Origin of the sequence: Solibaculum mannosilyticum (assembly GCF_015140235.1) — a bacterium.
Lineage (GTDB): Bacteria > Bacillota > Clostridia > Oscillospirales > Acutalibacteraceae > Solibaculum > Solibaculum mannosilyticum.
On record NZ_AP023321.1, the window covers coordinates 1,003,836 to 1,029,094 of the forward strand.

A 25,259-nucleotide genomic window follows, 5' to 3' on the forward strand; every position below is an offset into this window, starting at 1 on the left:
ATAGTAATCAAAGGAGATCGATCATGCTGACAAGCAAACAGCGCGCCCAGCTGCGCGGTATGGCCAATCGGATGGAGACTATTTTTCAAGTGGGAAAAGGGGGAATCGGTCCCGCCCTCATCAAGCAGGTGGACGACGCCCTTTTAGCGCGGGAACTTATCAAGATGCGGGTGCTGGAGACATCGCCGGAATCGTCCCGGGAAGCGGCCGACCAGATCGCCGAGGCCACCCATGCCGACGTGGTGCAGGTCATCGGACAACGTTTTGTGCTCTACCGCCCCAATCCGGAAAAACCAGTTATCCAGCTGGTCAAATAAGAGGAACTCTCATGGGTAAAATAGCGGCTTTGGGTGGCACTTTTAATCCCATCCACAACGGGCATATTGAGCTGGCGCTGCGGTTTGCAGAGGAGCTCTGTTTGGATCGGGTACTGCTGATCCCCACAGCGGTTCCACCCCATAAGCAGTCGCCGGATCTGGCGTCGGGAGCTCATCGTCTGGAGATGTGCCGTCTGGCAGCCAAAGGACATGATGTCCTTACCGTATCCGACTTAGAGATCCAAAGGGGAGGCGCCAGCTATACGGTGGATACGTTGACCCAGCTTCAATGCCAATATCCCGGCGATACCCTTTATTTTTTAACCGGAGCCGACATGTTTCTCACGTTAGAACATTGGGTCCGGTTTAAAGACATTGCGAAAAAAGCCGTCCTGTGCGCTGTTCCACGAGGAGAGCAGCAGGAGGCGGAAATGCGTCGATACGCCGATGTGCTGAGGGAACGCTATGAAGCCCGCTGTTACATCGCCTCTTTTTGCTTGCCGCCGGTGTCGTCCACCCAGGTGCGGAAGCTGGTAAAAGAGGGGAAAAGTATCCGCGGGCTTACACCGGACGAAGTGATTCAGTATATTAAAAGCCACGGGCTTTATCAATAAAAAAGGGGGATCACAGCATGGACCGGTATGAGGAGTACAAGAAACTGCTGAAAACCATGATGAGCGAATACCGTTACCGTCATTCATTGGGCGTGGCCGACGAGGCAAGGAAGCTGGCGGAACGCTATGGGGCTGATGTGGAAAAGGCAACTGTGGCCGGACTCCTGCACGACATTATGAAGGACCAGCCGCCTAAGGTGCAGTTGCAAACCATTGAGGATTCTGGTATAATTTTAACACCTGTGGAGCAGGCGTCTCAGAAGCTGTGGCACGCCATTGCAGGGGCTGGTTACGTCCGCATGAAGCTGGGCATCCGGGATCCGGAGATCTTCGATGCAATCCTCTATCACACCACCGGCCGGGACGGTATGTCTAGACTGGAAAAGGTGCTGTATGTGGCCGATTATACTTCCTGTGACCGGCAGTATGAGGGCGTGGAACATATGCGTGAGCTCGCAAAGATCAGCTTAGAGGACGCCATGCGGGAGGGACTGCGGTTCACCATCCAGGAACTGAGCGGTTTGGAAAGGACCATCCATCCCAACACCATTTTTGCTTATAATGAGCTTGTGTGCGACAAGCTGCGTCAGCAGCGGGACAGCGCCGTTTAAAAGAGGATCGCAACGGGCAAGCTGTGATCAAAGAGACGGTTTGCACGGTGAAAAATAAAGATATGAGCTAAAAGAAAGCGGTGAAGAAATAAAATGACTTCGCTTGAAATGACCAAGGAAATGGTGAAAATTCTGGATAACAAGAAGGCCCAAGACCTTCAGGTCATCGGGATCCGGGATCTTACCATTATCGCCGATTATTTTGTAATCGCCAGCGGCGGATCCACCACCCAGGTCAAGGCCTTGGCCGACGAGGTGGAATTCCAGATGAAGGAAAAGTTTGGGATGATGCCGCTTCGCACAGAAGGATACAATTCATCTTCCTGGATTTTGGTGGACTACGGCAATGTTGTGGTTCATGTGTTCACCAAGGACACCAGGGAGTTTTATGACCTTGAGCGCCTTTGGGCCGATGGGACGAAAGTGGAGCTTGAGGAGCTTTTATCAAACGAGGGGGACCATTCCAATGAAGTATGACTTTTCCACAGTGGAGAAGAAGTGGCAGGAAATCTGGGAAAAAGAGGGCGTTTTCCATGCCACAAACGACACATCACGCCCGAAATTTTACGCATTGGTGGAGTTTCCGTATCCGTCGGGACAGGGCCTGCACGTAGGTCATCCCCGGTCCTATACGGCTCTGGACATCATCGCAAGAAAAAAGAGGCTGCAAGGGTATAACGTCCTGTATCCCATGGGATGGGACGCCTTCGGTCTTCCCACCGAGAACTTCGCCATTAAAAACCACGTCCATCCGGCCGAAGTGACCAAACAGAACATCGCCCGCTTTAAGCAGCAGTTGGTGTCTTTGGGTCTCTCCTTTGACTGGAGCCGTGAAATCAACACCACCGATCCCAATTATTATAAATGGACCCAGTGGATTTTCCTCAAGCTGTTTGAGAAGGGCCTTGCCTACAAAAAGGAGATGGCCGTTAACTGGTGCAATTCCTGTAAATGCGTGCTGGCCAACGAGGAAGTCGTCAACGGCGTGTGTGAACGCTGCGGCGGCGAAGTGGTCCGCAAGACAAAGTCCCAGTGGATGTTGGGCATCACAAAATACGCCCAGCGCCTCATCGACGACTTGGACGGGGTGGATTATATCGAGCGGGTCAAGACCCAGCAGAGGAACTGGATCGGCCGTTCCACCGGCGCCGAAGTCAATTTCGAGACCACTTCCGGCGATACTTTGACCGTTTATACCACCCGTCCGGATACCCTGTTCGGCGCCACCTATATGGTTATTTCGCCCGAACATCCCATCCTGGAGAAGTGGGCGGACAAGCTTCACAATATGGACGAAGTCCGTACATACCAAGCGGAAGCCGCCTCCAAGTCGGATTTTGAACGCACAGAGCTGGTCAAGGATAAGACAGGCGTGCGTCTCGACGGCGTAGAGGCTATCAATCCCGTCAACGGCCGCCAGATCCCCATTTTTATCTCTGATTATGTCCTGATTTCCTACGGTACCGGCGCCATTATGGCCGTCCCGGCTCACGATACCCGCGACTGGGAATTCGCCAAGAAATTTAATTTGCCCATCATCGAAGTGGTCAAGGGCGGCGATGTGGAGAAGGAAGCCTTTACTGACTGTGCCACCGGCGTCATGGTCAATTCCGGTATGCTGGACGGACTCTCGGTGGAAGACGCCAAGGTCAAGATCGTCGATTGGCTGGAGCAGGAGAAAAAGGGCCAACCCAAAGTAAACTTCAAGTTGCGGGACTGGGTGTTCGCCCGCCAGCGTTACTGGGGCGAACCCATCCCGATTGTGCACTGCGACAAGTGCGGCTACGTGGCTCTGCCGGAGGATCAGCTACCCCTTAAGTTGCCGGAAGTGGAGTCCTATGAGCCCACGCAAAACGGCGAGTCTCCCTTGGCGGCGTTGACCGATTGGGTCAATACCACCTGCCCGAAATGCGGAGGTTCCGCCCATCGCGAGACCGATACCATGCCTCAATGGGCCGGTTCCAGCTGGTACTTTATGCGCTACTGCGATCCCCACAACAACGACGCCCTGGCGTCCAAAGAGGCTCTGGATTACTGGCTGCCGGTGGATTGGTACAACGGCGGTATGGAGCACACCACATTGCACCTGCTCTACTCCCGTTTCTGGCACAAGTTCCTTTACGATATCGGCGTGGTGTCTATGCCTGAGCCCTATGCCAAACGCACCAGCCACGGCATGATCTTGGGTGAAAACGGGGAGAAGATGTCCAAATCCCGCGGCAATGTGGTCAATCCCGACGAGATCGTCAATCAGTACGGCGCCGATACCATGCGTCTTTATGAGATGTTTATCGGTGACTTTGAGAAGTCAGCTCCCTGGAGTTCCAAGTCCATCAAGGGCTGTAAGAGATTCTTGGACCGCATCTGGGACTTGCAGGAGTGCATTGTAGAGGGCGGTATCCGTCCCGAGCTGGAGCGGAATTTCCACAAGACCATCAAAAAGGTCACCATTGACATTGAGAACTTAAAGATGAATACCGCTATCGCCGCCATGATGGCTTTGCTCAACGACATCAGTGATACCGGTTCCATCACCAAAGAGGAGTTCCGCACCCTGCTGCTGCTGTTGAATCCCTTTGCCCCCCACATCACGGAAGAGCTGTGGCAGTTGGTGGGCTTTGGCAGTATGGTGACAAGTCAAACTTGGCCCACCTACGACGAAAGCAAATGTGTGGATGACACGGTGGAGATTGTGCTTCAGATCAACGGCAAAGTGCGTAACCGCCTGGTGATCCCCGCTGACATCAGCAAAGAGGACGCCATTGCCGCCGCCAAACAGGACGATAAAATCGCAAGCCAAATTGAGGGGAAAACCATTGTAAAAGAGATCTATGTCCCCAAAAAATTGGTAAATTTGGTGGTGAAAGGATAGACGAAAATAACGGTGAGATGCCGCTTGTAGGCTGTTCCTTCCCATTTTCTGATAAATTTGAACAGCCATCATGAACTTTTTACTTGACAAATTGGTCTATTCTGTTATATAATCTTAACTACTACAGAGGTAAACCCCTGCTGATAAGCTGGAGGGGAGGGAAGACGAGATGCCAGAAGTACGCGTTAAAGAAAATGAGTCTTTGGAAAATGCTTTGAAAAGATTTAAGAGGCAGTGTGCCAGAGACAGCGTAATTGCCGAAGTTCGCAGACGGGAGGCTTATGAAAAACCCTCCGTAAGGCGGAAGAAAAAATCGGAAGCTGCCCGTAAGCGTAAGTTCCGCTAAAGGGTGCTTTGAAAAGTCGCTAAAAGAGGGCATGGGTTTCATGCCCTCTTTTTTGTGTATCTATTTTAGAAAAGAGACAAAACAAACCCAGGGGGGAAGACAAGGAATGCCCATTCGGATGCCGGATTTGATGAGAAAACGCATTATTCAGATTACGCTGGAGGACCTCCGTTCTTTTGGGATCCGGGGGCTCCTGCTGGATGTGGACAATACGCTTGCTTCCCATGGGAAGCCGGAGCCGTTGGAAGGTGTGGAGGATTGGATCACTTTTATGCGGGAAGCCGGCATCAAGATGGCCATTATCTCCAACAACGACAGCGCCAGAGTATCCCCTTTTGCCAAACGGCTGGGACTTCCATTTGTGTCCAAAGCCATGAAACCGCTTCCCTCCGGTGTAAAGAGAGGGATTCATCTGCTGGGGCTTCCGCCAGATACCATTGCAGTGGTAGGGGATCAGGTGTATACTGACGTCATGGGAGCTCACTTAGCGGGTACAAAGGCTGTCTTAGTGGAGCCGGTGGACGAATACGAGACGTGGAGTTTCCGCCTGCGCAGGAGACTGGAACGGGGTGTGATCCGCCGTTACCGTCGAATGCACGGGGAAGATGCATAAAAGCAGTGTTAAGGCAAAGGCTTATTTTAGGAGGTGACGCATTATGGCAGCACGATTTGGGCCGGCCGGAAACTCAGAGGAGTTTTACGAAGCCGGATATAAACGGACATTGGATGCACCGGCCTTTTTGCAGCAAAAGGGCCTCAATGCTTATGAATATCAGTGTGGACGAGGCGTCAATGTAAAAGAGGAGACAGCGACTAATTTGGGAAAAAAGGCTCAGGAATTTGGCGTTGGTCTCTCCATTCATGCGCCTTATTATATTTCATTGGCGTCGCCGGACGAAGCAAAACGGGATAACTCGGTAAACTATATTTTGCAATCGGCCAGAGCGGCCAAGTGGATGGGCGCCACGCGTATTGTGGTACATCCTGGCGGACTGGGCAAGTTCACCCGGGAACAGGCTACGGAGCTGGCCTGTGAGACGCTTAGAAAGGCAGTCCACGCCTTAGATGAAGAGGGCCTGGGAGATATCATCGTGTGCCCAGAGACCATGGGAAAGATCAATCAGTTGGGTAATCTGGAGGAAGTCCTGACCTTCTGCCGCTTGGATGAACGGATGCTGCCCTGTGTAGATTTCGGCCATCTCAACGCAAGAACCCTGGGAAGTCTTCAGACAAAAGAGGATTTCTTAGCCGTTTTTGACCAGATCGAAAACGCTTTGGGAGCCGACCGGATGCGTCGAATTCACGTGCATTTTTCCAAGATCGAATATTCTAAGGGGGGAGAGGTGCGTCACCTGACCTTTGAGGACATGCAGTACGGTCCGGATTATCAGTTGCTTCTGGACGCCACCCTGAAAAAGGGAGCCTCTCCCACCTTTATCTGCGAATCGGCCGGAACCCAGACTCAGGATGCTTTGGCCATGCGCCAATATTATGCAAAACAGGGCGGGGATCCGGAATTCGCCGCATCACAGGAGATGACAAATCGATGAAAAAACTATTGATTCTCAACGGTCCTAATCTCAACCTCATGGGGGAGCGGGAACCGGGTGTTTACGGCAACGAAAGTCTGGACGATATCAACCGACAGATCGAGCAAAAGGGCAAAGAACTGGGCTTTGAATGTCATTTTTTCCAGTCCAACTGGGAGGGAGCCGTCATCGATCAGATCCATGAGGCCCGCAAGGAATACGCTGGGATTATTCTAAACGCCGGAGCCCTGACCCATTACAGCTATGCTGTGCGGGACGCTATTGCAGCCATTCACATCCCGGTGGTGGAGGTACACTGTTCCAACGTCCACGCCCGGGAGGAATTCCGCCATACGTCGGTCATCTCGCCGGTATGTGCCGGATCCATCGTAGGGTTTGGGAAGAACAGCTATCTATTGGCCCTTAACGCTTTTGAAATGCTGCTGTAAGCTCTTGTACCGCAAAAAAGGAGATGGCTTTTGTGAAACATCGTGTGGAGACGTTACTTGACCGTCTGCCCCAGGAAGTGGACGGCGCGTTGATTCTCTCGCCTGTCAACCGTTTTTATTTCACCGGATTTTCTTCCAGTGCCGGTATGGTTCTTATCACTCGTCAAGGTTCGTGTTTTTATACCGATTTCCGATACATCGAAGCGGCCAGACAAGCCGTCACCAGCATGGACTGCGCCCAGTATCACAAGGCAAGCGACGTGCTTGTGGATGCCATGGCAAAGTACAGGGTGAAGAATGTTGCTTATGAAGGGGATTTCATGAGCGTTTCCCAACTGGATCGGTATCAGAAGGTGATGGGGGATGTCCGGCTTGGATATCGTTTGGATCAAGAGGTGTCAGAGCTTCGATGCATCAAATCGCCGGAAGAGGTGGAACGTATTGAGGCCGCCCAACGGCTCGCCGAATACGCCTTGGAAAAGGTTCTGGACCGCATCCGCCCCGGCGTGACCGAGCGTGAAATCGCATTGGAGCTGGAGTTCCTCATGAGAAAACAAGGGGCCGAAGCCGTATCGTTTGACACCATCGCCATCACAGGCTCCAACACTTCCTTACCCCATGGCGTCCCAGGGGAAAGGGCGGTGCAGAAGGGGGACTTTTTCCTCATGGACTTCGGCGCCACTTTGGACGGCTATCATTCAGACATGACCCGTACCGTAGGAGTGGGACAAGTGTCCAGCGAGCAGAAAGACGTGTACCAACTGGTGCTCAAAGCCCAGCTTGAGACATTAAAATCCATCCGGGCCGGTAAAACCGGGGCGGAATGCGACGCTGTAGCCCGAGGCATTATCGAGGGGGCGGGATACAAAGGCTGCTTCGATCATGGGACAGGCCACGGCGTAGGATTGGAAATTCACGAGGAACCCCGTCTTTCCCCCGGAGCCGGACAGCAGCTCCATCCCGGTATGATTGTAACGGTGGAACCGGGCATTTACTTAGCTGGGAAATTCGGTGTCCGTATTGAAGATATGGTGGTTGTCACTGAAAACGGATGCAAAAATCTGACAAATTTACCTAAGGAATTGATAGAACTGTAAGCTTTGACGGTCTTAATGAAAATTTTGTTTAAACCCGCTTGAAAAAAGGCGTCAAATGCGATAAACTAGAAAGCAATATGGTTAATAATGATTTGGGGGTAAACAACCTATGGTAACAGCAGGAGATTTTAGAAACGGCGTCACCTTTGAGATGGACGGCAACGTCTATCAGATCATTGAATTTCAGCACGTAAAGCCGGGTAAAGGTGCCGCTTTTGTTCGCTGCAAGATCCGCAATGTCATCGCCGGTTCGGTGGTGGAGCGCACCTTCAGCCCTACTGATAAATTCCCGACCGCATTTGTGGAGCGCAAACCCATGCAGTATCTGTACAGCGACGGCTCCCTTTACTATTTTATGGACAATGAAACCTATGAGCAGATCCCGATCAATGAGTCGGAACTGGATGATAACTTCAAGTTTGTGAAGGAAAATATGGAATGCACCGTCCTTTCCTATAAAGGCAATGTGTTCGGCGTCCAGCCCCCCAATTTTGTTGAGCTTCAGGTCACTGAGACTGAGCCGGGCTTTAAGGGCGACACCGCCACTAACGTTACCAAACCCGCTACTTTGGAAACCGGCGCTGAGATCCGTGTGCCGCTGTTCATCGACGAGGGCGAGATGATCCGCATCGATACCCGTACCGGCGAGTATATGGAGAGAGCATAAGGACGATACTAGAATTTGTATCCCATATCGCAGGCAAAGAGCCTGTGAATTCAGGATAAAAAAGGAGGGGCAGTATGACTGTCACAGAGAAGGTAGCCTATTTGAAAGGCTTGATCGATGCATCTGAACTGAAAGAGGATACCAAAGAGGCTCGTTTGTTCAAGGCCATCTCGGATGTCCTGGACGATATCGCTTTGACGGTAACCGATCTGGAGGATGCCTATTCGGAGCTTTCCGAGCAGATTGACGCTGTGGATGAAGACTTGGATTCCATTGAGCAGGACTTCTACGGCGACGATGATGACGATGAAGAGGACGACGAAGAAGATTTCGTCGAAGTCACATGTCCCGCCTGCGGCGACACCATTTGCCTGGATGAAGAGACCATCATGGCCGGTTCCTTGGAATGCCCTAACTGCGGTGAGATGCTGGAGTTTGACATTCATTATGCCGACGATGACGAGTGCGGCTGCGGCCATTGCTGCGACGAAGAAGAGTCGGAGGATCAGGAGGACTAAGTGATCCTGCCTCGCTATAAGACGCAACAAAACCGTCTGTTTTTTCTGGAGAGAAAGCAGACGGTTTTTTGTGCTAAAATGGAGAAAAAGAATACAAAAGAGAAAAACCAGTGGCCAGCCTCCTGAGCATCTGATATAATATGGAACAGAGTTTAGAGGGGGAGGGACCTACTTTGAAAAAATACACGGGCAAAAAGTTAGCTGCGGTAGTAGCTTCGGTGTTACTCATTGGATTTGGAGTATCATTGTTTGTGCAGTCCGACTTTGGAGTAGATCCTTTCAGCAGCATGAATATGGGCCTCAGCGGTGTGATTGGGACATCATTCGGCATCATGCAGCTGAGCGTTAATATTTTACTTTTTATCCCAGTGTTGATTTTTGCCCGTCACAAAATCGGGATCGGCACCATCGCTAACATGGTATTTGTGGCGTTTATCGCCGACTTTATGGAAATGGTGTATGGATGGCTTCATTTTTCACCGGAAGGATGGCCTATACGGATTGTTTTAATGGTGATGGGAGTAGCAATTTTATCCCTAGGAGCTTCTCTTTACTATGTGGCTGATTTGGGGGTATCGCCGTATGACGCGGCAGCGCCAATGCTTTCAGATGCTACACATATTCCTTTTCGGTGGTGCCGCATTGTTACTGATTTAGTGTGTGTTCTTGTAAGTTTTTTGACAGGCGGTCCTATTGGAATAGGGACGGTGGTAACAGCATTTTTTATGGGTCCCTTGGTATCCTTTTTCAATCGGACCATTTCGGAAAAACTGGTGTTGGGCAAAGATGGAAAATCGGTGGACTAGCCCGCTGAGAGAAAAGAAGGCAAAGAGGAGGGAGGCAATCGTTCATGGATTATGATGTTGTCCTTGTTTCTTTCTTTGGGATGTTTGCAGTAGTAATTGGACTCATCCTGATTGTCATTATACTACAGTGGCGGAGAAACAAGCGATTGCCAAAACTGGTTGTCAATGCAGAAATTTTGGAAAAACGGATCCAGAAGGTTCGGCATTCTCGTCGTGGCAAGGTAGGATATCACACAACATACAGTAGGTTGTATGTTTCGACTTTTGAAGTAGAGGGTGGAGAACACATTACATTATTTGTGAAAAAGCCGGAGTACCATAAGCTGAAGAAAGGCGATACCGGCAAGCTCTCTTTTCAGGGAACACGGTATCTTGGGTTTGAAAAAGCCGAAGGAAAAAGAAAATAGATAGCTGCCAGTTTTCCAGATGAAAATCAGACGGCTATCTATTTTTTATTGAAGTTAAATCACAATCGGATTTTTCCCTGCCGGAACAGATCGGCAAACCACACATTTTTGACTTCAAAACAGCGTCCGTTTAAAGGGGAGAGACAGCCGGCGTCGGAGGTGAAGGAGAAACGCAGCTTATAGGAATAGAGGGCCTGATGCTTAAATCCAGCTGCGCGGTCTTTGGCATTGACGCCATATTTCCCATCTCCCAGTAAGGGATGCCCAATGGAGGCCAGATGGGCGCGGATCTGATGGGTGCGTCCGGTCAAGAGATCCACCTCCAGCAAACTTAGGCCGTTCCGATAGGACAGAACCCGATAGTGGGTAACAATAGTACGTCCGCCCGGAATGGGATGGGAATAGATGGCGACCTTATTTTTAGTACTGTCCTTAGAGAGGAAGCCGGTCAAAGTAGCCTCCGGCTTTTCCATCCGGCCGTGGACGATACATAAATACTGCTTATGAATTTCTCGGCTTTTAATTTTTTCATTGAGCATCCGCAAAGCCTCGGCATTTTTAGCCGCCATGACAATGCCGCCGGTGTTCCGGTCGATGCGGTTGGCTAAAGCCGGGGCAAAACTGTTTTCCTGGTCGGGATCGTATTGATGCTTCTCATAGAGGTAGTGTTGGATACGGGCAATTAAAGTATCGGTCTCCTGTTCGTCGCCGGGATGCACCAAAAGGCCGGCTTTTTTATCGGCCAAGAGAATGTTGTCGTCTTCGTAAAGGACATCCACATGGGACGGAGCATCTAAAAAAGCATGGCATTCGGGAGGCTGTTCAAAAAATTCATCGTTGATGTAGAAGGATACCACATTGCCCTGTTCAAGACGGGTGGAGATTTTTCCTTTTTTACCGTCGATCTTGATGCGGCCCAGACGGATGTATTTATAAAGCAATGACTGGGGGAGACGGGGTACTGCTTTGGTCACGAATTTATCCAGACGTTGTCCGGCATCGTTTGATCCAATGGGTAAGGTTTTCAAGTGCATCCCTCTTTGCTTGGGCCTCTGTCGACGGCCTTATAATTTGTACTTGATTATACCACAAAAGCGACAGATTTAGAAGAACCCGCGCTTGTTTCGAGAAATTGTGTAAGATTGGCGTGGAAGAAACTAGGAGAATAAGTTGAAGTAAGCCGATAAAAATGATATAATTTGAAGGAAAGCTCAAAAGAAAGGCGTTTGTCCATGGATTTTTCTCATATCATTGTTGTTGTAGGCCATTATGGCTGCGGTAAGACCAACCTGTCCATTAACCTGGCCCATCACCTTGCGCAGCAGGGGGAAGCGGTCACTCTGGTGGATTTGGATCTTGTCAACCCGTATTTTCGCTCTTCCGATTATCGGGAGGAAATGGAGGAACGGGGAATTCATGTGATTTCCCCGCTGTATGCGAGCACCAATTTGGATATCCCAGCCTTATCGCCGGAGATTAATTCCGTGTTCGTGAAACCGGAAGGGCATGTGATCTTTGATGTGGGAGGCGACGATGCCGGCGCTGCGGCTCTGGGACGTTTTGCCGCCAAGATCCGGGAGTCAGGCCCTTATGAGATGCTTTATGTTATTAACCGTTACCGTGTGCTTACCTCCAGTGCGGCCGAAGCGGCGGCCATTCTGCCGGAGATCGAGGCGTCCTCCCGCCTGAAAGCCACTGGTATCGTCAACAATTCCCATCTGCTTCAGGATACTACGGTTCAGCAGGTGCTGGACTCGGTTCCGTTTGCCAATGAGGTGGCGGAAGAGACCGGTCTGCCGATCCGGTTTACCTCGGTGCTTACATCCATCGCCGGGGGGATTGGGGATCAAGTGGGTGCTGTCTTCCCAGTTGATCTTGTGGTCAAACCGCTATGGGAGCAGGAAAAGGAATGATCAATCATCGGGAGGTGTATTTATGCCGCGTATTATCGTGAACACCGAGGTCTGTAAAGGCTGTGAGCTGTGTGCAGCCGCGTGCCCTCGCAAGATCATCGGCTACGAAAAGGACAAAATCAATAGCAAGGGCTATCATCCTGCCGTTCTGCTGGATGAGGAAAAGTGCATTGGTTGCGCTATGTGCGCCACCATGTGCCCGGATTGCGCCATCATAGTGGAAAGGTAGTGACAAAATGGCTGAACGTGTTTTGATGAAAGGCAACGAAGCCTTAGGCGAAGCGGCTTTGCAGGCTGGTTGTCGCCATTTTTTTGGATATCCCATTACCCCTCAGACCGAACTTGCGGCGTATATGGCCAAACGTATGCCCAAGATTGGGGGAACTTATCTGCAAGCAGAATCGGAAGTAGCCGCCATCAATATGGTGCTGGGTGCATCGTCGGCCGGTAAGCGGGTACTGACTTCTTCTTCTTCGCCTGGAATCAGCCTCAAAACTGAGGGTATCTCTTACATTGCCGGTTCGGACTTGCCGGCGGTTATCGTCAACGTCCAGCGCGGAGGCCCTGGCCTCGGCGGTATCCAGCCCTCCCAGGCCGACTACTGGCAGGCCACGAAAGCAACCGGTCACGGCGACTTCCAGTGCATCGTGCTGGCTCCCTCTACCGTCCAGGAGATGTTCGATCTGATGATGGACGCTTTTGATCTGGCCGATCTGTACCGTATGCCGGCTATGATCCTGGCCGACGGCGCATTGGGTCAGATGATGGAGCCGGTGGAATTTAAAGAACGTCCGAAACGCGATATCCCGGAAAAGACCTGGGCTGCAAACGGCCATCAGGGTAAGCGGGAACATAATGTAATCAATTCCCTTTACATGTCACCGTATGACTTGGAGCGTCTGATTAAGGAGCGTTTTGCCCGGTATGACATCATCAAGGAAAAGGAACAGCGGGCTGAACTCTACAACATGGAAGATGCCGATATCGTCATCGTGGCTTACGGTGCCACTTCCCGTGTGGCAAAGAGCGCTGTCAAAGAGGCCAGAGCCAAGGGAATCAAAGCGGGTATCATCCGTCCCATTACCCTGTGGCCCTTCCCGGATAAGGCCATCCAAGAGTCTGCCAAAACTGCAAAACACTTCCTGGCAGTGGAAATGAGCATGGGCCAGATGGTGGACGACGTCCGCCTGGCTGTAGGCGGCGCAAGGCCGGTTCATTTCCTGGGCCGTACTGGCGGCGTCATTCCGACACCAGCCGAAGTGCTGCATGAAATTGAAACCATTGCGGGAGGGGTAGAATAATGGCTATTGTATTTGAAAAACCCCATGCTCTTACCGATGTTCCGCTGCACTATTGTCCCGGCTGCACCCATGGTATTGTGCACCGTCTGGTGGCAGAGGTCATAGATGAACTGGGTATCGAGGGAAAAACAGTGGGCATCGCGCCGGTAGGGTGTTCGGTGTTTGCTTATAACTATTTTAACTGTGATATGATTGAGGCTCCTCACGGCCGTGCTCCGGCTGTAGCCACTGGTGTAAAGCGTGCTTTGCCGGAAAACGTGGTATTCACCTACCAGGGCGACGGCGACTTAGCTGCCATTGGTACAGCGGAAACCGTCCATGCCGCCACTCGTGGTGAGAACATCACTGTTATCTTCATCAACAACTGCATCTACGGCATGACCGGCGGCCAGATGGCTCCTACGTCTTTGCCGGGACAGGTCACCCAGACCACTCCCTATGGCCGTGATGTAAAAACAGCGGGCAATCCCATCCGCGTGTGTGAGATGCTCTCCACTTTGGACGGCGTGGCATTGGCCCAGCGCGTGACAGTGGACTGTGTTAAAAACGTCAACATCGCCAAAAAGGCCATCCGCAAGGCTTTTGAGAATCAGATGGAAGGCCGCGGTTATTCCATTGTAGAAGTGCTTTCCACCTGTCCCACCAACTGGGGCTTGACACCCAATGAAGCCCTTCAGTGGCTGCGGGACAATATGATTCCCTACTACCCCTTGGGCGTGTATAAAGACGTTACAGCGGAAGGGGGCAGCGACCATGAGTAAGAGTTTCAACATGCTGCTGGCCGGATTTGGCGGCCAAGGTATTCTGTTTGCCGGTAAGGTCATCGCCTACGCCGGATTGATGGACGGCCAAGAGGTTTCCTGGCTGCCGTCTTACGGACCGGAGATGCGCGGCGGTACGGCTAACTGTAGCGTTTGTCTGTCGGATGAACCCATCGGTTCCCCTCAAGTTCTGACCCCGGACGTACTGGTAGCTATGAACCAGCCGTCTTTGGAGAAGTTTGTAAATGACGCCGTTCCCGGTGCCGTCATCTTGGTGGACAGCTCCCTTATTGATAAGAAGGTAGAGCGCGAAGATGTCAAGACTTTCTACATTCCTGCCACTGCCTTGGCGGAGGAGAATAATCTTAAGGGCCTTGCCAATATCATTCTCATCGGTAAGCTGTTTAAAGAAACCGGATTTTGTGGAGAAGAGGCCCTAGACAAGGCTTTGGATAAGTGTATCCCTCCCCGCAAAGCCCATCTGAAGGAACCCAATATGAAGGCTATTCAGCTGGGTATGTCCCTGTAAATACGACAATCGGATGATTGTGAAACAAAAATCCTCTGTCCTCTTTGATGGGCAGGGGATTTTTGTTTCCGGATCGGGAAGGCGCTTTGAAAAACATTCTCCCATTTGAGAGAAATTGTGCTATAATAGAATGCATCCGGCTGTGAGGGGAACCTAAGAGCAGCCGATTGCTTTATGGATGGCTACCTGATCGGACAGGGAAGCCGTAAGCATTAACTTGTCAGGAACGAGGGATGGCATTGAACAAACAGCAGCTCGCAAAATTTGATCAAATCGCGCCGCTTATTTCCAATACGCCGCTTTTGGAGATCGGGTTTACCTATCGGGGTGAAGCTCGGCGCATTTTTGCAAAAGCTGAACACTATAATTTAACCGGCAGCATTAAGGACCGTGTAGCCTATCATGTACTGCGCAAAGCCTATTTGGAAGATGCTATTAAGCCGGAGGATATTATTGTCGAAGCCACCAGCGGAAACACGGGCATCGCTTTTTCGGCTTTGGGAAGCTATCTGGGACATCAGGTTATCATCTATATGCCCGATTGGATGAGCGCCGAACGGGTCAATTTGATGAAGAGCTACGGCGCTCAGGTGCGTTCGGTCTCCCGGGAAGAAGGGGGATTCCTGGGCTCCATCCGCATGACGGAGGAGCTGGCGGAAAAAGGCGGCGTATTTTTGCCCCGACAGTTCTCCAATGAGGACAATGTGGAGACCCATTATCTCACCACCGGAGAAGAGATTGTCCGCCAGCTGGGTGCCATTGGCCTCAAGGCCGACGGAGTGGTGGCAGGCGTGGGGACAGGTGGGACCATCATGGGTATCGCCAAACGCCTGCAAGAGGAGAATCCTTCCTGCAAAGCGTACCCGTTGGAGCCCGCTAATTCGCCTACACTTTCCACCGGATATAAGGTAGGGCATCACCGCATCCAGGGCATCTCGGACGAATTTGTACCCAGCATCATTAACCTGGATGAGCTGGACGATGTGGTGTCGGTGGACGACGGAGATTCCATTGCCATGGCCCGCATGCTGTCGGCAAAACTGGGGATTGGCGTAGGGGTATCGTCGGGCGCTAATTTCTTGGGATGCCTCATGGCCCAGGAGAAGATGGGAAAGGACAGCGTAGTGGTAACGGTGTTTGCCGACGACAATAAAAAGTACCTGTCCACCGACTATTCCGAACCTGTCCAAATAGAAGCTCATTATCTCACCAAGGATATTGAATTAACAAGCCTCAAAGCACATCGGTCATAGCGGAAGTTTGTTTTAAGACCTGGGAGACAAAAATCCTGGGTCTTTTTTGTGGGATAAAAAAGGAAACGATGGGGTATCTTGTGGACATTCTGTGGTATAATGACGGAAAGCAGATGTATTTGTGGTGCATAAGAAACGGTATGTAACTTGTGCCGGACGAGGGGGAGAAAAGCATGGACAATCGTATTGTAGAAGACTACCTACAGGGGGCTTCCCTCAACGCCTATGACTTTTTTGGAGCGCATCTCACACGGGAGTGGGATCAGGATGGGGCATGTTTCTCTGTGTATGCCCCTCATGCATCCCAGGTGTCTCTGGTAGGGAGCTTTAACGATTGGCAGGGTGCTGCTATGCAAAGGACGCCTGAAGGCGTATGGAGCCTATTTGTGCAGGGTGTGAGGGAGATGGAGCTTTATAAGTACCGCATCACCACAGCCGATGGGGAGACCTACGACCGCGCCGATCCTTTTGCATTCTACAGCGAACGCCGGCCCAATACGGCATCGGTGGTGTTTGACATCGATGGGTTCCCCTGGGAAGATCAGGCGTGGATGAATTCCAGGGAAAAAAATTACACAAAGCCCATGAACGTCTATGAGATGCATCTGGGCTCCTGGCGCATGCAGCCGGGAGAGGGGGATGAACGTCTCCCCAATTATGCCAGGATCAAAAGCCAGCTCATTCCGTATCTCAAGGAGATGGGATATACCCATGTGGAATTTTTGCCACTGACCGAATATCCCTTTGACGGATCCTGGGGCTACCAGGTAACGGGATATTTCAGTGCCACCAGCCGGTATGGAGATCCCCGCCAGCTGATGGATCTCATTAACTGCTGCCACCAAAATGAAATCGGCGTTATTTTGGATTTTGTGCCGGTACATTTTGTACGGGATTTTTATGCACTCCATCAGTACGACGGTTCTTTCCTCTACGAAAGTGAGAATGAAGATCAGCGGTACAGCCAGTGGGGGACGGCGCTGTTTGATTTCTCAAAACCCCACGTACTCAGCTTTATGAAATCGGCTCTGCACTTTTGGATCTCTTATTTCCATATCGACGGAATCCGGTATGACGCCGTCAGCAATTTGATTTACCGCCATGGCGAGCAGCACTTGGGCACCAATGAACCGGGGATCTGGTTTCTCAAAAATGTAAATTATGCGCTGCAAAAGAAGCATCCTGACGTCATGCTGATCGCAGAGGATTCCTCCCAATATCTCAAGGTGACGGCTCCTGTGGAATACGGAGGCCTGGGGTTTGACTACAAGTGGGATCTAGGCTGGATGCATGACACATTTGATTATTTGGAATTGCCGCCGTCCAGCCGGGGCGAAAAGCATAATCTAATCACATTTTCCATGAGTTATTTTTATCAGGAGATCTTCATCCTGCCGTTTTCTCATGACGAGGTAGTTCACGGGAAGAAGACCGTCATCGATAAGCTCTACGGAACCTATGAAGAGAAATTCGCCCAGCTGAGAAGCCTGTATCTTTATATGTTTACCCATCCGGGAAAGAAGCTCAATTTTATGGGAAATGAGCTGGCTGAATTCAAGGAATGGGATGAGGACAAAGAGTTGGGATGGAATGTACTGGAATACGACCAGCACCGTAATTTCCACGAATATCTTAAATTTCTGCACCATCTTTACCGCAAAGAGACGGCCCTTTTTGCCGCTGATTATCATTCCGAAGGGTTTGAGTGGCTGGATGTAGACAATACGGAACAATCGGTATATTCTTATCGCCGGGATGATTTAAACGGGCAGGAGGTGTTTGTGGTCATCAATTTCTCATCCAAGAACTATGCCCACTATGATCTGCCTGTGCGGGAAGAGGGCAATTATGTAGAGCTCATCCACACCGACGCCGAAGGCTTTGGCGGGAAGGGGAGATGCAACAGCGGCGTCTTACGGACAGCTTGTAAGGACGGCAAGACGTTGTTGCGTCTTAAGCTGGCGCCGTACTCGGCATTGATGGTCAAAAAGACCGATAAAACAGAATGACGGTTTAGAGCAAATATTTTTGATGGGAAAAGCGTACCGTTCATAGAGTTGTGAACGGTACGCTTTTTGTTTGGACGGTTCAGTTTTTAAATTTCATCAAATTCTCAGCGCATTGACGGAGTTCTTCCTGGGTAGTGATCTGAGCGCCGCTTTGTTTGATGGTCTCCTGGATATAAGTGGGCAGCGACATAAAATATTGCTGCATAGCGGAATTCTCGCATTGGACGTTTCCAAACGTGCTGTTGGACATACGAATCACCTCCCATGTTATTTTTCGCTTTGAGGTGAAAAATACCGGTGGAAAATGCTGGAAGGGAAATGATAACAATCAGCTCCATGCATCTTTCAGGAGGGCAACCGATTGATTGAGTTCTTCCTGGGATAGCCCGGCATATCCCAACACCAAAGTAGAAGGCGGACACCCATCCAAATCCCCGCGGAAATATCGAGACAGCCCGTTTATCTTAACGCCCTGATGAGAAGCACGCTGGATCAGTTCACGTTCCTCCATGCCGTTTTTGATCTGGATGAGGAAATGAAGTCCGGCATTGTCGCCTTGGATGGATATCTTACTTTCAAAAGCACGGTGAAGCTGTTCGATGACGTAATCCTTGCGCTGTTTGTAGAGATTACCCACTCGATTTAGGTGACGGGAAAACAGGCCGCTGTCCAAGAAGCGGCAAAGGGTATGCTGTTCAAAGCGGGAGACGGTGGAGGAAGAAAACGTAAATTTTTTCAAATACCGGTTTAAAAGAACCGGCGGCAATACAAGATAGGCCACGCGGATGGAGGGCGCAATGCTGCGGGAGAAGGTACCGACATAAATCACCTTACTGTGAAGATTAAGGCCCTGCATGGCTGGGATAGGGCGGATGTTAAAACGGAATTCACTGTCATAATCATCTTCGATGATGTAACGGCCTGGGGACTCGCTGGCCCATTTGAGCAGTTGAGTACGCCGGCCAATGGGCATCGTAACCCCCATCGGAAACTGATGGGAAGGGGTGACATAGGCTACCGTCGCATTGGATTGAGATAAAGCGCCGACGTCCATGCCATCCTTGTCCAGGGGGATATCCACCACCAGACGGCTGTTGTTTCGGATGATATGATAGGTGGTGTCGTAGCCGGGATTTTCCAAAGCGAAAACAGCATCCTGATCCAAAAGCTGAATGACCAAATCAAGCAGATATTCTATGCCGGCGCCCACCACGATCTGATCGGGACTGCAATGGACGCCTCGATATTCGCGCAAAAATTTACAAAGCGATTGCCGGAGACAGTTGTCCCCTTGTGGGTCACCGCGCTGCAACAGATCCGGATTCTGATACATTACCTCCTTGTGCAGCTTGGCCCAGGAGGCGTAGGGAAATGCACTGGTATCCACCGCACTGGTGGAGAAGTAAAAACGATAGGGTTGTTCTGATTGCTTTGCTTTCGTGATAGAGGGAGGCGGAGAACATTCCGACGGTTCTAGTCTCTCCAACTGGCAGACATAGTATCCACTTCGGGGGACCGAGCGGATGTATCCCTCTGCAAGCAACATGTCGTATGCCGTTTCCACTGTGCTCTGGCTGATGCCCAGCTGGGCGCACAGGGCTTTCTTAGATGGCAGACGTTCCCCCACTTTTAAATTATCGGTTCGGATTTCCTCCACCAGAAGGGAGTACAGTTGGAGATAAAGGGGATGTTTTCTTTTAAAATCCAGTTTACAACAAAAAGCATTCATGAGAGCCCTCTCTTATCTGACCCTATAAAAAAGATTAAAATTGACATTTTAAAAGAAGTCAGATACCGAGTATAATCATAGCCAACGTCAATAAACTTGTCAAGTAAGGGGGACATCATCATGAATCAGAAACAAAATGAGCTCAACCGGAATTTAGCGCAGATGCTCAAAGGCGGCGTCATTATGGACGTCACCACTCCAGAACAGGCCAAAATCGCAGAAGAGGCCGGTGCAGTGGCCGTCATGGCGCTGGAACGCGTGCCGTCGGATATCCGTAAGCAGGGCGGCGTAGCCCGTATGAGCGATCCTAAGATGATCAAGGGGATCCAGGAAGCGGTGTCCATTCCCGTGATGGCCAAAGCGCGTATCGGCCATATCGCTGAGGCGCAGATCCTGGAGGCGCTGGGCATCGACTACATCGATGAAAGCGAAGTACTCACCCCGGCCGACGACTGCTATCATCTGGACAAAAACGCGTTTCGAGTTCCCTTTGTATGCGGCGCCCGCAATTTGGGAGAAGCTTTACGTCGGATCGGCGAAGGGGCATCCATGATCCGCACCAAAGGGGAAGCTGGAACCGGCAATGTGGTGGAAGCCGTACGTCATATGCGCACCATGATGGCCGACATCCGACGTCTGACCAATCTTCCAAAAGAAGAGTGGATGACCTTTGCCAAAGAGAATGGGGCACCCTATGAACTGGTGGCAGAGGTGGCGCAAAACGGAAGACTTCCCGTGGTCAATTTTGCAGCCGGAGGCATTGCTACACCTGCCGATGCCGCCTTGATGATGCAGCTGGGCAGCGACGGCATTTTTGTAGGCTCTGGAATCTTTAAATCCTCTGATCCAGAGAAGATGGCTAAAGCCATTGTAAAAGCCACTGCACATTATCAGGATCCCGACATTTTAGCCCAGGTCAGCGAAGGATTGGGTGAAGCTATGCGCGGCATCGAGATTGGGGACATCACTCCAGAGCACAGGATGGCGGACCGAGGATGGTAAAAAAAGAAGTTACGATTGGTGTTCTCTCCTATCAAGGATCTGTAGAGGAACATCTTTGGATGCTTCATCGTCTGGAAGGGGTCCGGCCTGTGCCGGTAAAGACCGAGAGGCAGCTCAATGAGATAGACGGACTGATTCTCCCAGGAGGGGAGAGCACTACCATAGCTCATCTTTTACGGGTATTTGGGATGCTGGAGCCGTTAAAACGACGCATCCAGCAGGGGATGCCTGTATGGGGGACCTGTGCAGGGCTGATTCTGCTGGCCAAGGACATCCAAGGGGAACATCCCCATCTAGGCGTAATGGATATCGTGGTGAAGCGAAATGCCTATGGAAGGCAAATCGACAGCTTTGAAGATACAGCTGTTGTTCCACAGATATCACCCGACCCCCTTCCGCTTGTATTTATCCGCGCTCCATGGATCGAGAGGGCAGAGGGAAATACACAAGTTTTACTTCAGCTCAAGGGTCATATTGTAGCCGCTTTGGAGGACAATATGCTGGTGACATCCTTCCATCCCGAACTAACGCAATGCACTGCTTTTCACCGTTATTTTGCCGATCTTGTCCGAGCACATTTGGAATAAATCTGCTCCAGTGAGACAATTCCCTAAATTTCCAATTTAGTATGGTTATACAGGAGCAGAAAAAACCGCTGCTCATCATGAGCAGCGGTTTTAATCTCTTTGCTGAATCAAGGAATTATTTCTTTGAACGGCTTTTTTTCGAAAGCTCTATCATATCCAAGGTTACGTTGTAGAATTTTGCGATTTCCAAAAGAGTTTCTACCCTAGGAAGAGATTCGCCATTCTCCCACTTAGAAACAGTGGTTTGGTCCACTTCCAATGCATTGGCAACATAGCCTTGTGTGAAACCACTCTCTTTTCTCAGCTCTTTTAAAGTCTTGCGCAAATGCCTCACCTCCCATATAGGCGTTATGCATGGTCTTTACCTAGGTGCTGGTGTGAAACGCGCTGTGCCTGATAGGGATCAATCATTTTATTGCCACGCGTTTTTACAATGATGTCTAACCACAATTGAAAAGCCTACAAAGCATGGATTTATATACCATTGCTATTATATCATCTTTCCAGCTCAACCGCAACAGTTCTTCATGTTTTTCATACTGAATCTAGCCGGTAAAACCTAGAAAATTGAGAATGTGAAATAAGATCTTAAAATAGGAGTCCAGTTTCAAATTAGCAGAAAATTAAGGTAAATTATATGGATTATTGGTGTTTTCCGATTCCGATAAGATCCTGGATTACTTGACCGGCTAAAATGAGTCCGGCCACGGAAGGGACATAAGAAATGCTGCCGGGAATGCGGTCCAAAGAAGGGTCGCAATGTTGACGGGCAACTGGAGGTTCTGTGGAATATACGACCTTTAGTTTGTCCACATGACGGCGTCTTAATTCACGGCGCATGACGCGACAGAGAGGACAAACAGATGTTTCATAAATATCAGCCAATACAAAACGAGTGGGATCCAACTTGTTTCCCGCACCCATGCAGCTGATAATTGGAATGTTCATACAATTTGCCTCCACTGCCAAGGCCAATTTCGCGCTGACAGTATCAATAGCATCCACTAGATAATCCGTATCTTTATTCATCCATTTTGATACATTATCCGGTGTACACATTTCCTGATAAGTCTGCACATGACAGAGAGGATTGATGTCCAAAATACGTTCTTTCATGACCTCCACTTTTGGACAGCCAACGGTACTGTGCAGAGCCAGAAGCTGACGGTTGATATTACTGATCGATACAACATCGCTGTCCACAAGCGTGATGGAACCGATGCCGGCCCGGGCGAGAGCCTCCACAGCGAAGGATCCCACACCGCCCACACCGAACACCACCACTTTGGCATCCATAAGGCGTTGGACAGCTTGAGCACCCAACAACATTTGAGTGCGAGAAAATTCCTCTATCACGCAAAAATCCTCCTTTAGATGGGATGAAACTGCTGTAATGATATTGGTCAGGATAATGGAGACCATGTTATTTGTCAAGTTACAAATGCTTACAAAGAAGAAACAAAAAGCAAGTTTATGCATCAAAAAGAGCACGGATACGACAAAAATGAAATTAATTTTTATTCATGTATTGACATATTTATTCCAGTGTGATATACTATCTAAGGTAGGCGTTAAATTCAATATAATTTGTTTGAATTTCCATATATGGAAGAAAGATGTGAACATTTTTACTCAAAAATAATATGATTTTTTACGAAGTCTATTTTATATCCTGTTTTCAGAGGAATAATTCTGAGTGAATCGGAAAAAAACCTGGATTCTTTTAAGCCGATTGTTTCTTACTGAATGAATTTAATACATGATATGAAACGAGTCAGACTTGCTGTTGAGGGTAAAAACTTTGAAAAAACGAGGGATACTGGTTTGTTCAGCAGGAACAAAAAAACCCAGAATTGTACAAGATAGGAAATAGAATATTTTTATATTCTTAGAAAAGAGTATTTTTCTGTGAAAAACACAATACGTTCTATTTTCTTAAAAATAACCTCTAGTTTTTCTGATCATCCAGGATTTAAAGATGGTAAAAATGTTGCATCTATTCGCACTTTTTTGCCCTTTTTCTATTGAGAAGTATGCCATCGAGACAAAAATTGATGTCCTGTTTAAATATTTCTGTTTTGCTATTGTTATCCCCTATTATTTTGGCGTTGACTCGGATAGCGGTTTGAGTTGAGCGTCCCCCATGCTTGGCAGCCGACTATCCGGGCCATACGTCAAAAACTTGTTATAAAAAGGATTCTGTAGGCAACGATTAGAAAAGTTGGCCTATGGAATCTTTTTTTGTGAAGGAAAAGATCAACGCGGTTGCGGTATGATAAAAGAGTATGGTATACTATTCCAATCAATGGCAATTGCTATAGAGGAGATGAGAAATGGTAGAAGACAAATCGATGCTGTAACATTTACTGAAAACCAATCAAGTCAAATGATAGAGAAATTACTTAGGGAGGAAATACAACGATGGTAATATGGGACTTTATCAAGGCGGTGATTTTGGGAATCATTGAAGGCATTACAGAATGGTTGCCCATCAGCAGTACCGGACACATGATTTTAGCCGATGAATTTATTCAATTGAACGTCACTCCGGAATTCAAAGAGATGTTTTTAGTGGTGATCCAGCTGGGGGCTATCCTGGCGGTGGTAGTGCTCTATTTTCATAAACTCAATCCATTTTCTCCAAAGAAGACGTCCATTCAAAAACGTGAAACCTTTAATCTTTGGGGAAAAGTACTGGTAGCCTGTGTGCCGGCTGGAATCATCGGCATTTTATTTGACGATCAGATCAATAGTATTTTTTACAATTACCAAACCGTAGCCGTCACCTTGATTTTATACGGTATTTTGTTTATCGTCATTGAGCAGTACAATCGTCACCGGAAACCGCGCATTGCATCGTTACAGAATTTGACCTATCAAACCGCATTGTTCATTGGTATCTTTCAGGTACTGGCTTTGATCCCCGGGACATCGCGGTCGGGCGCTACCATTGTAGGTGCCATCTTGATTGGTACATCCCGGACAGTAGCGGCAGAATTCACTTTTTTCTTGGCGATCCCCGTCATGTTCGGTGCCAGCTTCATTAAGATCTTAAAGTTCGGATTTGATTTTACCGGTACAGAACTAGGCATTTTGCTGATCGGAATGGTGGTTGCCTTTGCCGTATCGGTGGCGGCGATTAAATTCCTTATGGGCTACATCAAGAAGCACGATTTCAAGGCCTTTGGATACTACCGCATTGTGCTGGGGCTTATCGTATTGGGATATTTCATGTTGGCAAAATAACGGAATGATAAAAAAATGGATCGTGATGGCAAATACGTCACGATCCATTTTTCTTACAGAATGAGGATAACAAAGGGGCGAGATGAAAATGAACGATTGGATAAAAGAAGAGATTGTGGGATTCGAGCCTTTTGGACGGCAGGAAGAGGTTGACCGTGTCCGCCTGATCAGGATGCTGGATCTTTTTCACGGAGATGTTTTAACTAGAGAAAATGACGTTGCGCATATGACAAGTTCGGCCATGGTATTTTCCCCCAAGATGGATAAGGTGCTGATGGCTTATCACAATATCTATCAAAGCTGGGCCTGGCTGGGAGGCCATGTTGACGGAGAGAAAGATTTCCTTCAAGTGGCCGAGCGGGAGGCGAGAGAGGAGTCGGGCATCCAGAACTTAATCCCAATGAGCCCTCACGCTGTGGCGTTGGATATTTTACCCGTTCCGCAGCATTACAAAAGGGGACAATACGTGGGGGCGCATCTTCATCTCAACGTGACATACGCTTTTTGGGCGTCGGAGGAGGAAAATTTAGCGGTGAGGCCAGAAGAAAACAGCGCCGTAGGATGGATTCCCCTTTGTCAGCTGGAACAAAAGGTAACCGAACCGGATATGATTCCAATTTATCAAAAGATCATCCAACGGTGCAAGAGGGACTTTGAACCTGTAGACTTAGAGTAGTAAGAAACCGGAAGACAGTG

Annotated in this window: 30 protein-coding genes; 25 read left to right on the forward strand and 5 right to left on the reverse strand. The window is 49.4% G+C overall.

From position 1 onward, the window contains the following. Positions 1-23 precede the first annotated feature (23 nt). The 14 genes from yhbY (at position 24) to C12CBH8_RS04725 (ending at position 10,233) form a co-directional block, all read left to right on the forward strand. On the forward strand, positions 24-317 hold the full coding sequence (gene yhbY, locus C12CBH8_RS04660) for a ribosome assembly RNA-binding protein YhbY (protein WP_090263566.1): 294 nt from the start codon (positions 24-26) through the stop codon (positions 315-317). 11 nt (positions 318-328) lie between these two features. Continuing rightward, positions 329-931, forward strand: coding sequence for a nicotinate (nicotinamide) nucleotide adenylyltransferase (gene nadD, locus C12CBH8_RS04665; RefSeq protein ID WP_215533647.1), 603 nt, complete (start codon positions 329-331; stop codon positions 929-931). A gap of 17 nt (positions 932-948) precedes the next feature. Further along, positions 949-1,542: a bis(5'-nucleosyl)-tetraphosphatase (symmetrical) YqeK gene (gene yqeK / locus C12CBH8_RS04670; protein WP_215533648.1), complete on the forward strand. Its 594-nt coding sequence runs from the start codon at positions 949-951 to the stop codon at positions 1,540-1,542. Between the two features lie 93 nt (positions 1,543-1,635). After that, a complete protein-coding gene (gene rsfS, locus C12CBH8_RS04675; protein WP_215533649.1) occupies positions 1,636-2,019 on the forward strand; it encodes a ribosome silencing factor in 384 nt (127 codons plus the stop codon). After that, complete coding sequence (leuS, locus tag C12CBH8_RS04680; RefSeq protein WP_215533650.1) at positions 2,009-4,414, forward strand: leucine--tRNA ligase; 2,406 nt, start codon at positions 2,009-2,011, stop codon at positions 4,412-4,414. Before rsfS ends, leuS begins: the two co-directional genes overlap by 11 nt. A gap of 169 nt (positions 4,415-4,583) precedes the next feature. Continuing rightward, positions 4,584-4,760: a 30S ribosomal protein S21 gene (gene rpsU, locus C12CBH8_RS04685; protein ID WP_090263556.1), complete on the forward strand. Its 177-nt coding sequence runs from the start codon at positions 4,584-4,586 to the stop codon at positions 4,758-4,760. Between the two features lie 106 nt (positions 4,761-4,866). Beyond that, entirely contained in the window at positions 4,867-5,373 is a 507-nt protein-coding gene (locus tag C12CBH8_RS04690; protein WP_246441735.1) for a YqeG family HAD IIIA-type phosphatase, read from the forward strand. A gap of 43 nt (positions 5,374-5,416) precedes the next feature. Beyond that, positions 5,417-6,310 (forward strand): TIM barrel protein, encoded by an 894-nt coding sequence (locus C12CBH8_RS04695; RefSeq protein ID WP_215533651.1) that lies wholly within the window; start codon positions 5,417-5,419, stop codon positions 6,308-6,310. Beyond that, the gene (aroQ, locus tag C12CBH8_RS04700; protein ID WP_090263553.1) at positions 6,307-6,738 is read left to right on the forward strand and encodes a type II 3-dehydroquinate dehydratase; all 432 of its coding nucleotides are present in this window, start codon (positions 6,307-6,309) and stop codon (positions 6,736-6,738) included. Before C12CBH8_RS04695 ends, aroQ begins: the two co-directional genes overlap by 4 nt. A 23-nt stretch (positions 6,739-6,761) precedes the next feature. Beyond that, positions 6,762-7,835: a M24 family metallopeptidase gene (locus C12CBH8_RS04705; protein ID WP_090263551.1), complete on the forward strand. Its 1,074-nt coding sequence runs from the start codon at positions 6,762-6,764 to the stop codon at positions 7,833-7,835. Between the two features lie 109 nt (positions 7,836-7,944). Continuing rightward, positions 7,945-8,502, forward strand: coding sequence for an elongation factor P (efp, locus tag C12CBH8_RS04710; protein WP_090263549.1), 558 nt, complete (start codon positions 7,945-7,947; stop codon positions 8,500-8,502). 74 nt (positions 8,503-8,576) lie between these two features. Beyond that, positions 8,577-9,020 (forward strand): CD1247 N-terminal domain-containing protein, encoded by a 444-nt coding sequence (locus tag C12CBH8_RS04715; protein ID WP_090263547.1) that lies wholly within the window; start codon positions 8,577-8,579, stop codon positions 9,018-9,020. Positions 9,021-9,193: 173 nt separating this feature from the next. Further along, positions 9,194-9,826 (forward strand): YczE/YyaS/YitT family protein, encoded by a 633-nt coding sequence (locus tag C12CBH8_RS04720; protein WP_215533652.1) that lies wholly within the window; start codon positions 9,194-9,196, stop codon positions 9,824-9,826. A 44-nt stretch (positions 9,827-9,870) separates the two neighbouring features. Then, entirely contained in the window at positions 9,871-10,233 is a 363-nt protein-coding gene (locus tag C12CBH8_RS04725; protein ID WP_215533653.1) for a DUF2500 domain-containing protein, read from the forward strand. Between the two features lie 59 nt (positions 10,234-10,292). Here the strand turns inward: C12CBH8_RS04725 and C12CBH8_RS04730 are convergent, their stop codons facing one another. Further along, positions 10,293-11,261 carry an RluA family pseudouridine synthase gene (locus C12CBH8_RS04730; protein ID WP_215533654.1) on the reverse strand — a complete coding sequence of 323 codons (969 nt, stop codon included), beginning with the start codon at positions 11,259-11,261 and terminating at the stop codon, positions 10,293-10,295. A gap of 204 nt (positions 11,262-11,465) precedes the next feature. Here C12CBH8_RS04730 and C12CBH8_RS04735 point away from each other — a divergent pair, with 204 nt between their 5' ends. From C12CBH8_RS04735 to glgB, 7 genes are all read left to right on the forward strand, one after another. Further along, positions 11,466-12,146, forward strand: a complete 681-nt coding sequence (locus tag C12CBH8_RS04735) for a nucleotide-binding protein (protein WP_090263697.1) — start codon at positions 11,466-11,468, stop codon at positions 12,144-12,146. A 22-nt stretch (positions 12,147-12,168) separates the two neighbouring features. Beyond that, positions 12,169-12,375, forward strand: coding sequence for a ferredoxin family protein (locus C12CBH8_RS04740; protein ID WP_090263540.1), 207 nt, complete (start codon positions 12,169-12,171; stop codon positions 12,373-12,375). 7 nt (positions 12,376-12,382) lie between these two features. After that, positions 12,383-13,447, forward strand: a complete 1,065-nt coding sequence (locus C12CBH8_RS04745; RefSeq protein ID WP_099321839.1) for a 3-methyl-2-oxobutanoate dehydrogenase subunit VorB — start codon at positions 12,383-12,385, stop codon at positions 13,445-13,447. Continuing rightward, positions 13,447-14,208, forward strand: a complete 762-nt coding sequence (locus C12CBH8_RS04750; RefSeq protein WP_090263536.1) for a thiamine pyrophosphate-dependent enzyme — start codon at positions 13,447-13,449, stop codon at positions 14,206-14,208. Before C12CBH8_RS04745 ends, C12CBH8_RS04750 begins: the two co-directional genes overlap by 1 nt. Then, entirely contained in the window at positions 14,201-14,737 is a 537-nt protein-coding gene (locus C12CBH8_RS04755; RefSeq protein WP_090263535.1) for a 2-oxoacid:ferredoxin oxidoreductase subunit gamma family protein, read from the forward strand. Before C12CBH8_RS04750 ends, C12CBH8_RS04755 begins: the two co-directional genes overlap by 8 nt. A gap of 239 nt (positions 14,738-14,976) precedes the next feature. After that, on the forward strand, positions 14,977-15,990 hold the full coding sequence (locus tag C12CBH8_RS04760; protein WP_246441741.1) for a PLP-dependent cysteine synthase family protein: 1,014 nt from the start codon (positions 14,977-14,979) through the stop codon (positions 15,988-15,990). Positions 15,991-16,163: 173 nt separating this feature from the next. After that, positions 16,164-17,999, forward strand: coding sequence for a 1,4-alpha-glucan branching protein GlgB (gene glgB / locus C12CBH8_RS04765; protein WP_215533655.1), 1,836 nt, complete (start codon positions 16,164-16,166; stop codon positions 17,997-17,999). A 79-nt stretch (positions 18,000-18,078) separates the two neighbouring features. Here the strand turns inward: glgB and C12CBH8_RS04770 are convergent, their stop codons facing one another. Then, positions 18,079-18,249 (reverse strand): hypothetical protein, encoded by a 171-nt coding sequence (locus C12CBH8_RS04770; RefSeq protein WP_159461134.1) that lies wholly within the window; start codon positions 18,247-18,249, stop codon positions 18,079-18,081. A gap of 78 nt (positions 18,250-18,327) precedes the next feature. Further along, positions 18,328-19,728, reverse strand: coding sequence for a MocR-like pyridoxine biosynthesis transcription factor PdxR (gene pdxR / locus C12CBH8_RS04775; protein WP_215533656.1), 1,401 nt, complete (start codon positions 19,726-19,728; stop codon positions 18,328-18,330). A 120-nt stretch (positions 19,729-19,848) separates the two neighbouring features. Here pdxR and pdxS point away from each other — a divergent pair, with 120 nt between their 5' ends. Beyond that, on the forward strand, positions 19,849-20,730 hold the full coding sequence (gene pdxS / locus C12CBH8_RS04780) for a pyridoxal 5'-phosphate synthase lyase subunit PdxS (RefSeq protein WP_090263529.1): 882 nt from the start codon (positions 19,849-19,851) through the stop codon (positions 20,728-20,730). After that, positions 20,724-21,317 carry a pyridoxal 5'-phosphate synthase glutaminase subunit PdxT gene (pdxT, locus tag C12CBH8_RS04785; protein WP_090263527.1) on the forward strand — a complete coding sequence of 198 codons (594 nt, stop codon included), beginning with the start codon at positions 20,724-20,726 and terminating at the stop codon, positions 21,315-21,317. Before pdxS ends, pdxT begins: the two co-directional genes overlap by 7 nt. A 115-nt stretch (positions 21,318-21,432) precedes the next feature. Here the strand turns inward: pdxT and C12CBH8_RS04790 are convergent, their stop codons facing one another. Together C12CBH8_RS04790 and C12CBH8_RS04795 are read right to left on the reverse strand one after the other, a co-directional pair. Next, positions 21,433-21,642, reverse strand: a complete 210-nt coding sequence (locus C12CBH8_RS04790) for a helix-turn-helix transcriptional regulator (protein ID WP_159461135.1) — start codon at positions 21,640-21,642, stop codon at positions 21,433-21,435. Positions 21,643-21,959: 317 nt separating this feature from the next. Continuing rightward, positions 21,960-22,673: a tRNA threonylcarbamoyladenosine dehydratase gene (locus C12CBH8_RS04795; RefSeq protein ID WP_090263523.1), complete on the reverse strand. Its 714-nt coding sequence runs from the start codon at positions 22,671-22,673 to the stop codon at positions 21,960-21,962. A gap of 1,065 nt (positions 22,674-23,738) precedes the next feature. Between C12CBH8_RS04795 and C12CBH8_RS04800 the strand changes: the two genes are divergently transcribed. Next, positions 23,739-24,563 (forward strand): undecaprenyl-diphosphate phosphatase, encoded by an 825-nt coding sequence (locus C12CBH8_RS04800; RefSeq protein ID WP_171846201.1) that lies wholly within the window; start codon positions 23,739-23,741, stop codon positions 24,561-24,563. Between the two features lie 88 nt (positions 24,564-24,651). After that, the gene (locus C12CBH8_RS04805) at positions 24,652-25,239 is read left to right on the forward strand and encodes an NUDIX hydrolase (protein ID WP_215533657.1); all 588 of its coding nucleotides are present in this window, start codon (positions 24,652-24,654) and stop codon (positions 25,237-25,239) included. The last annotated feature ends 20 nt before the right edge of the window (positions 25,240-25,259 follow it).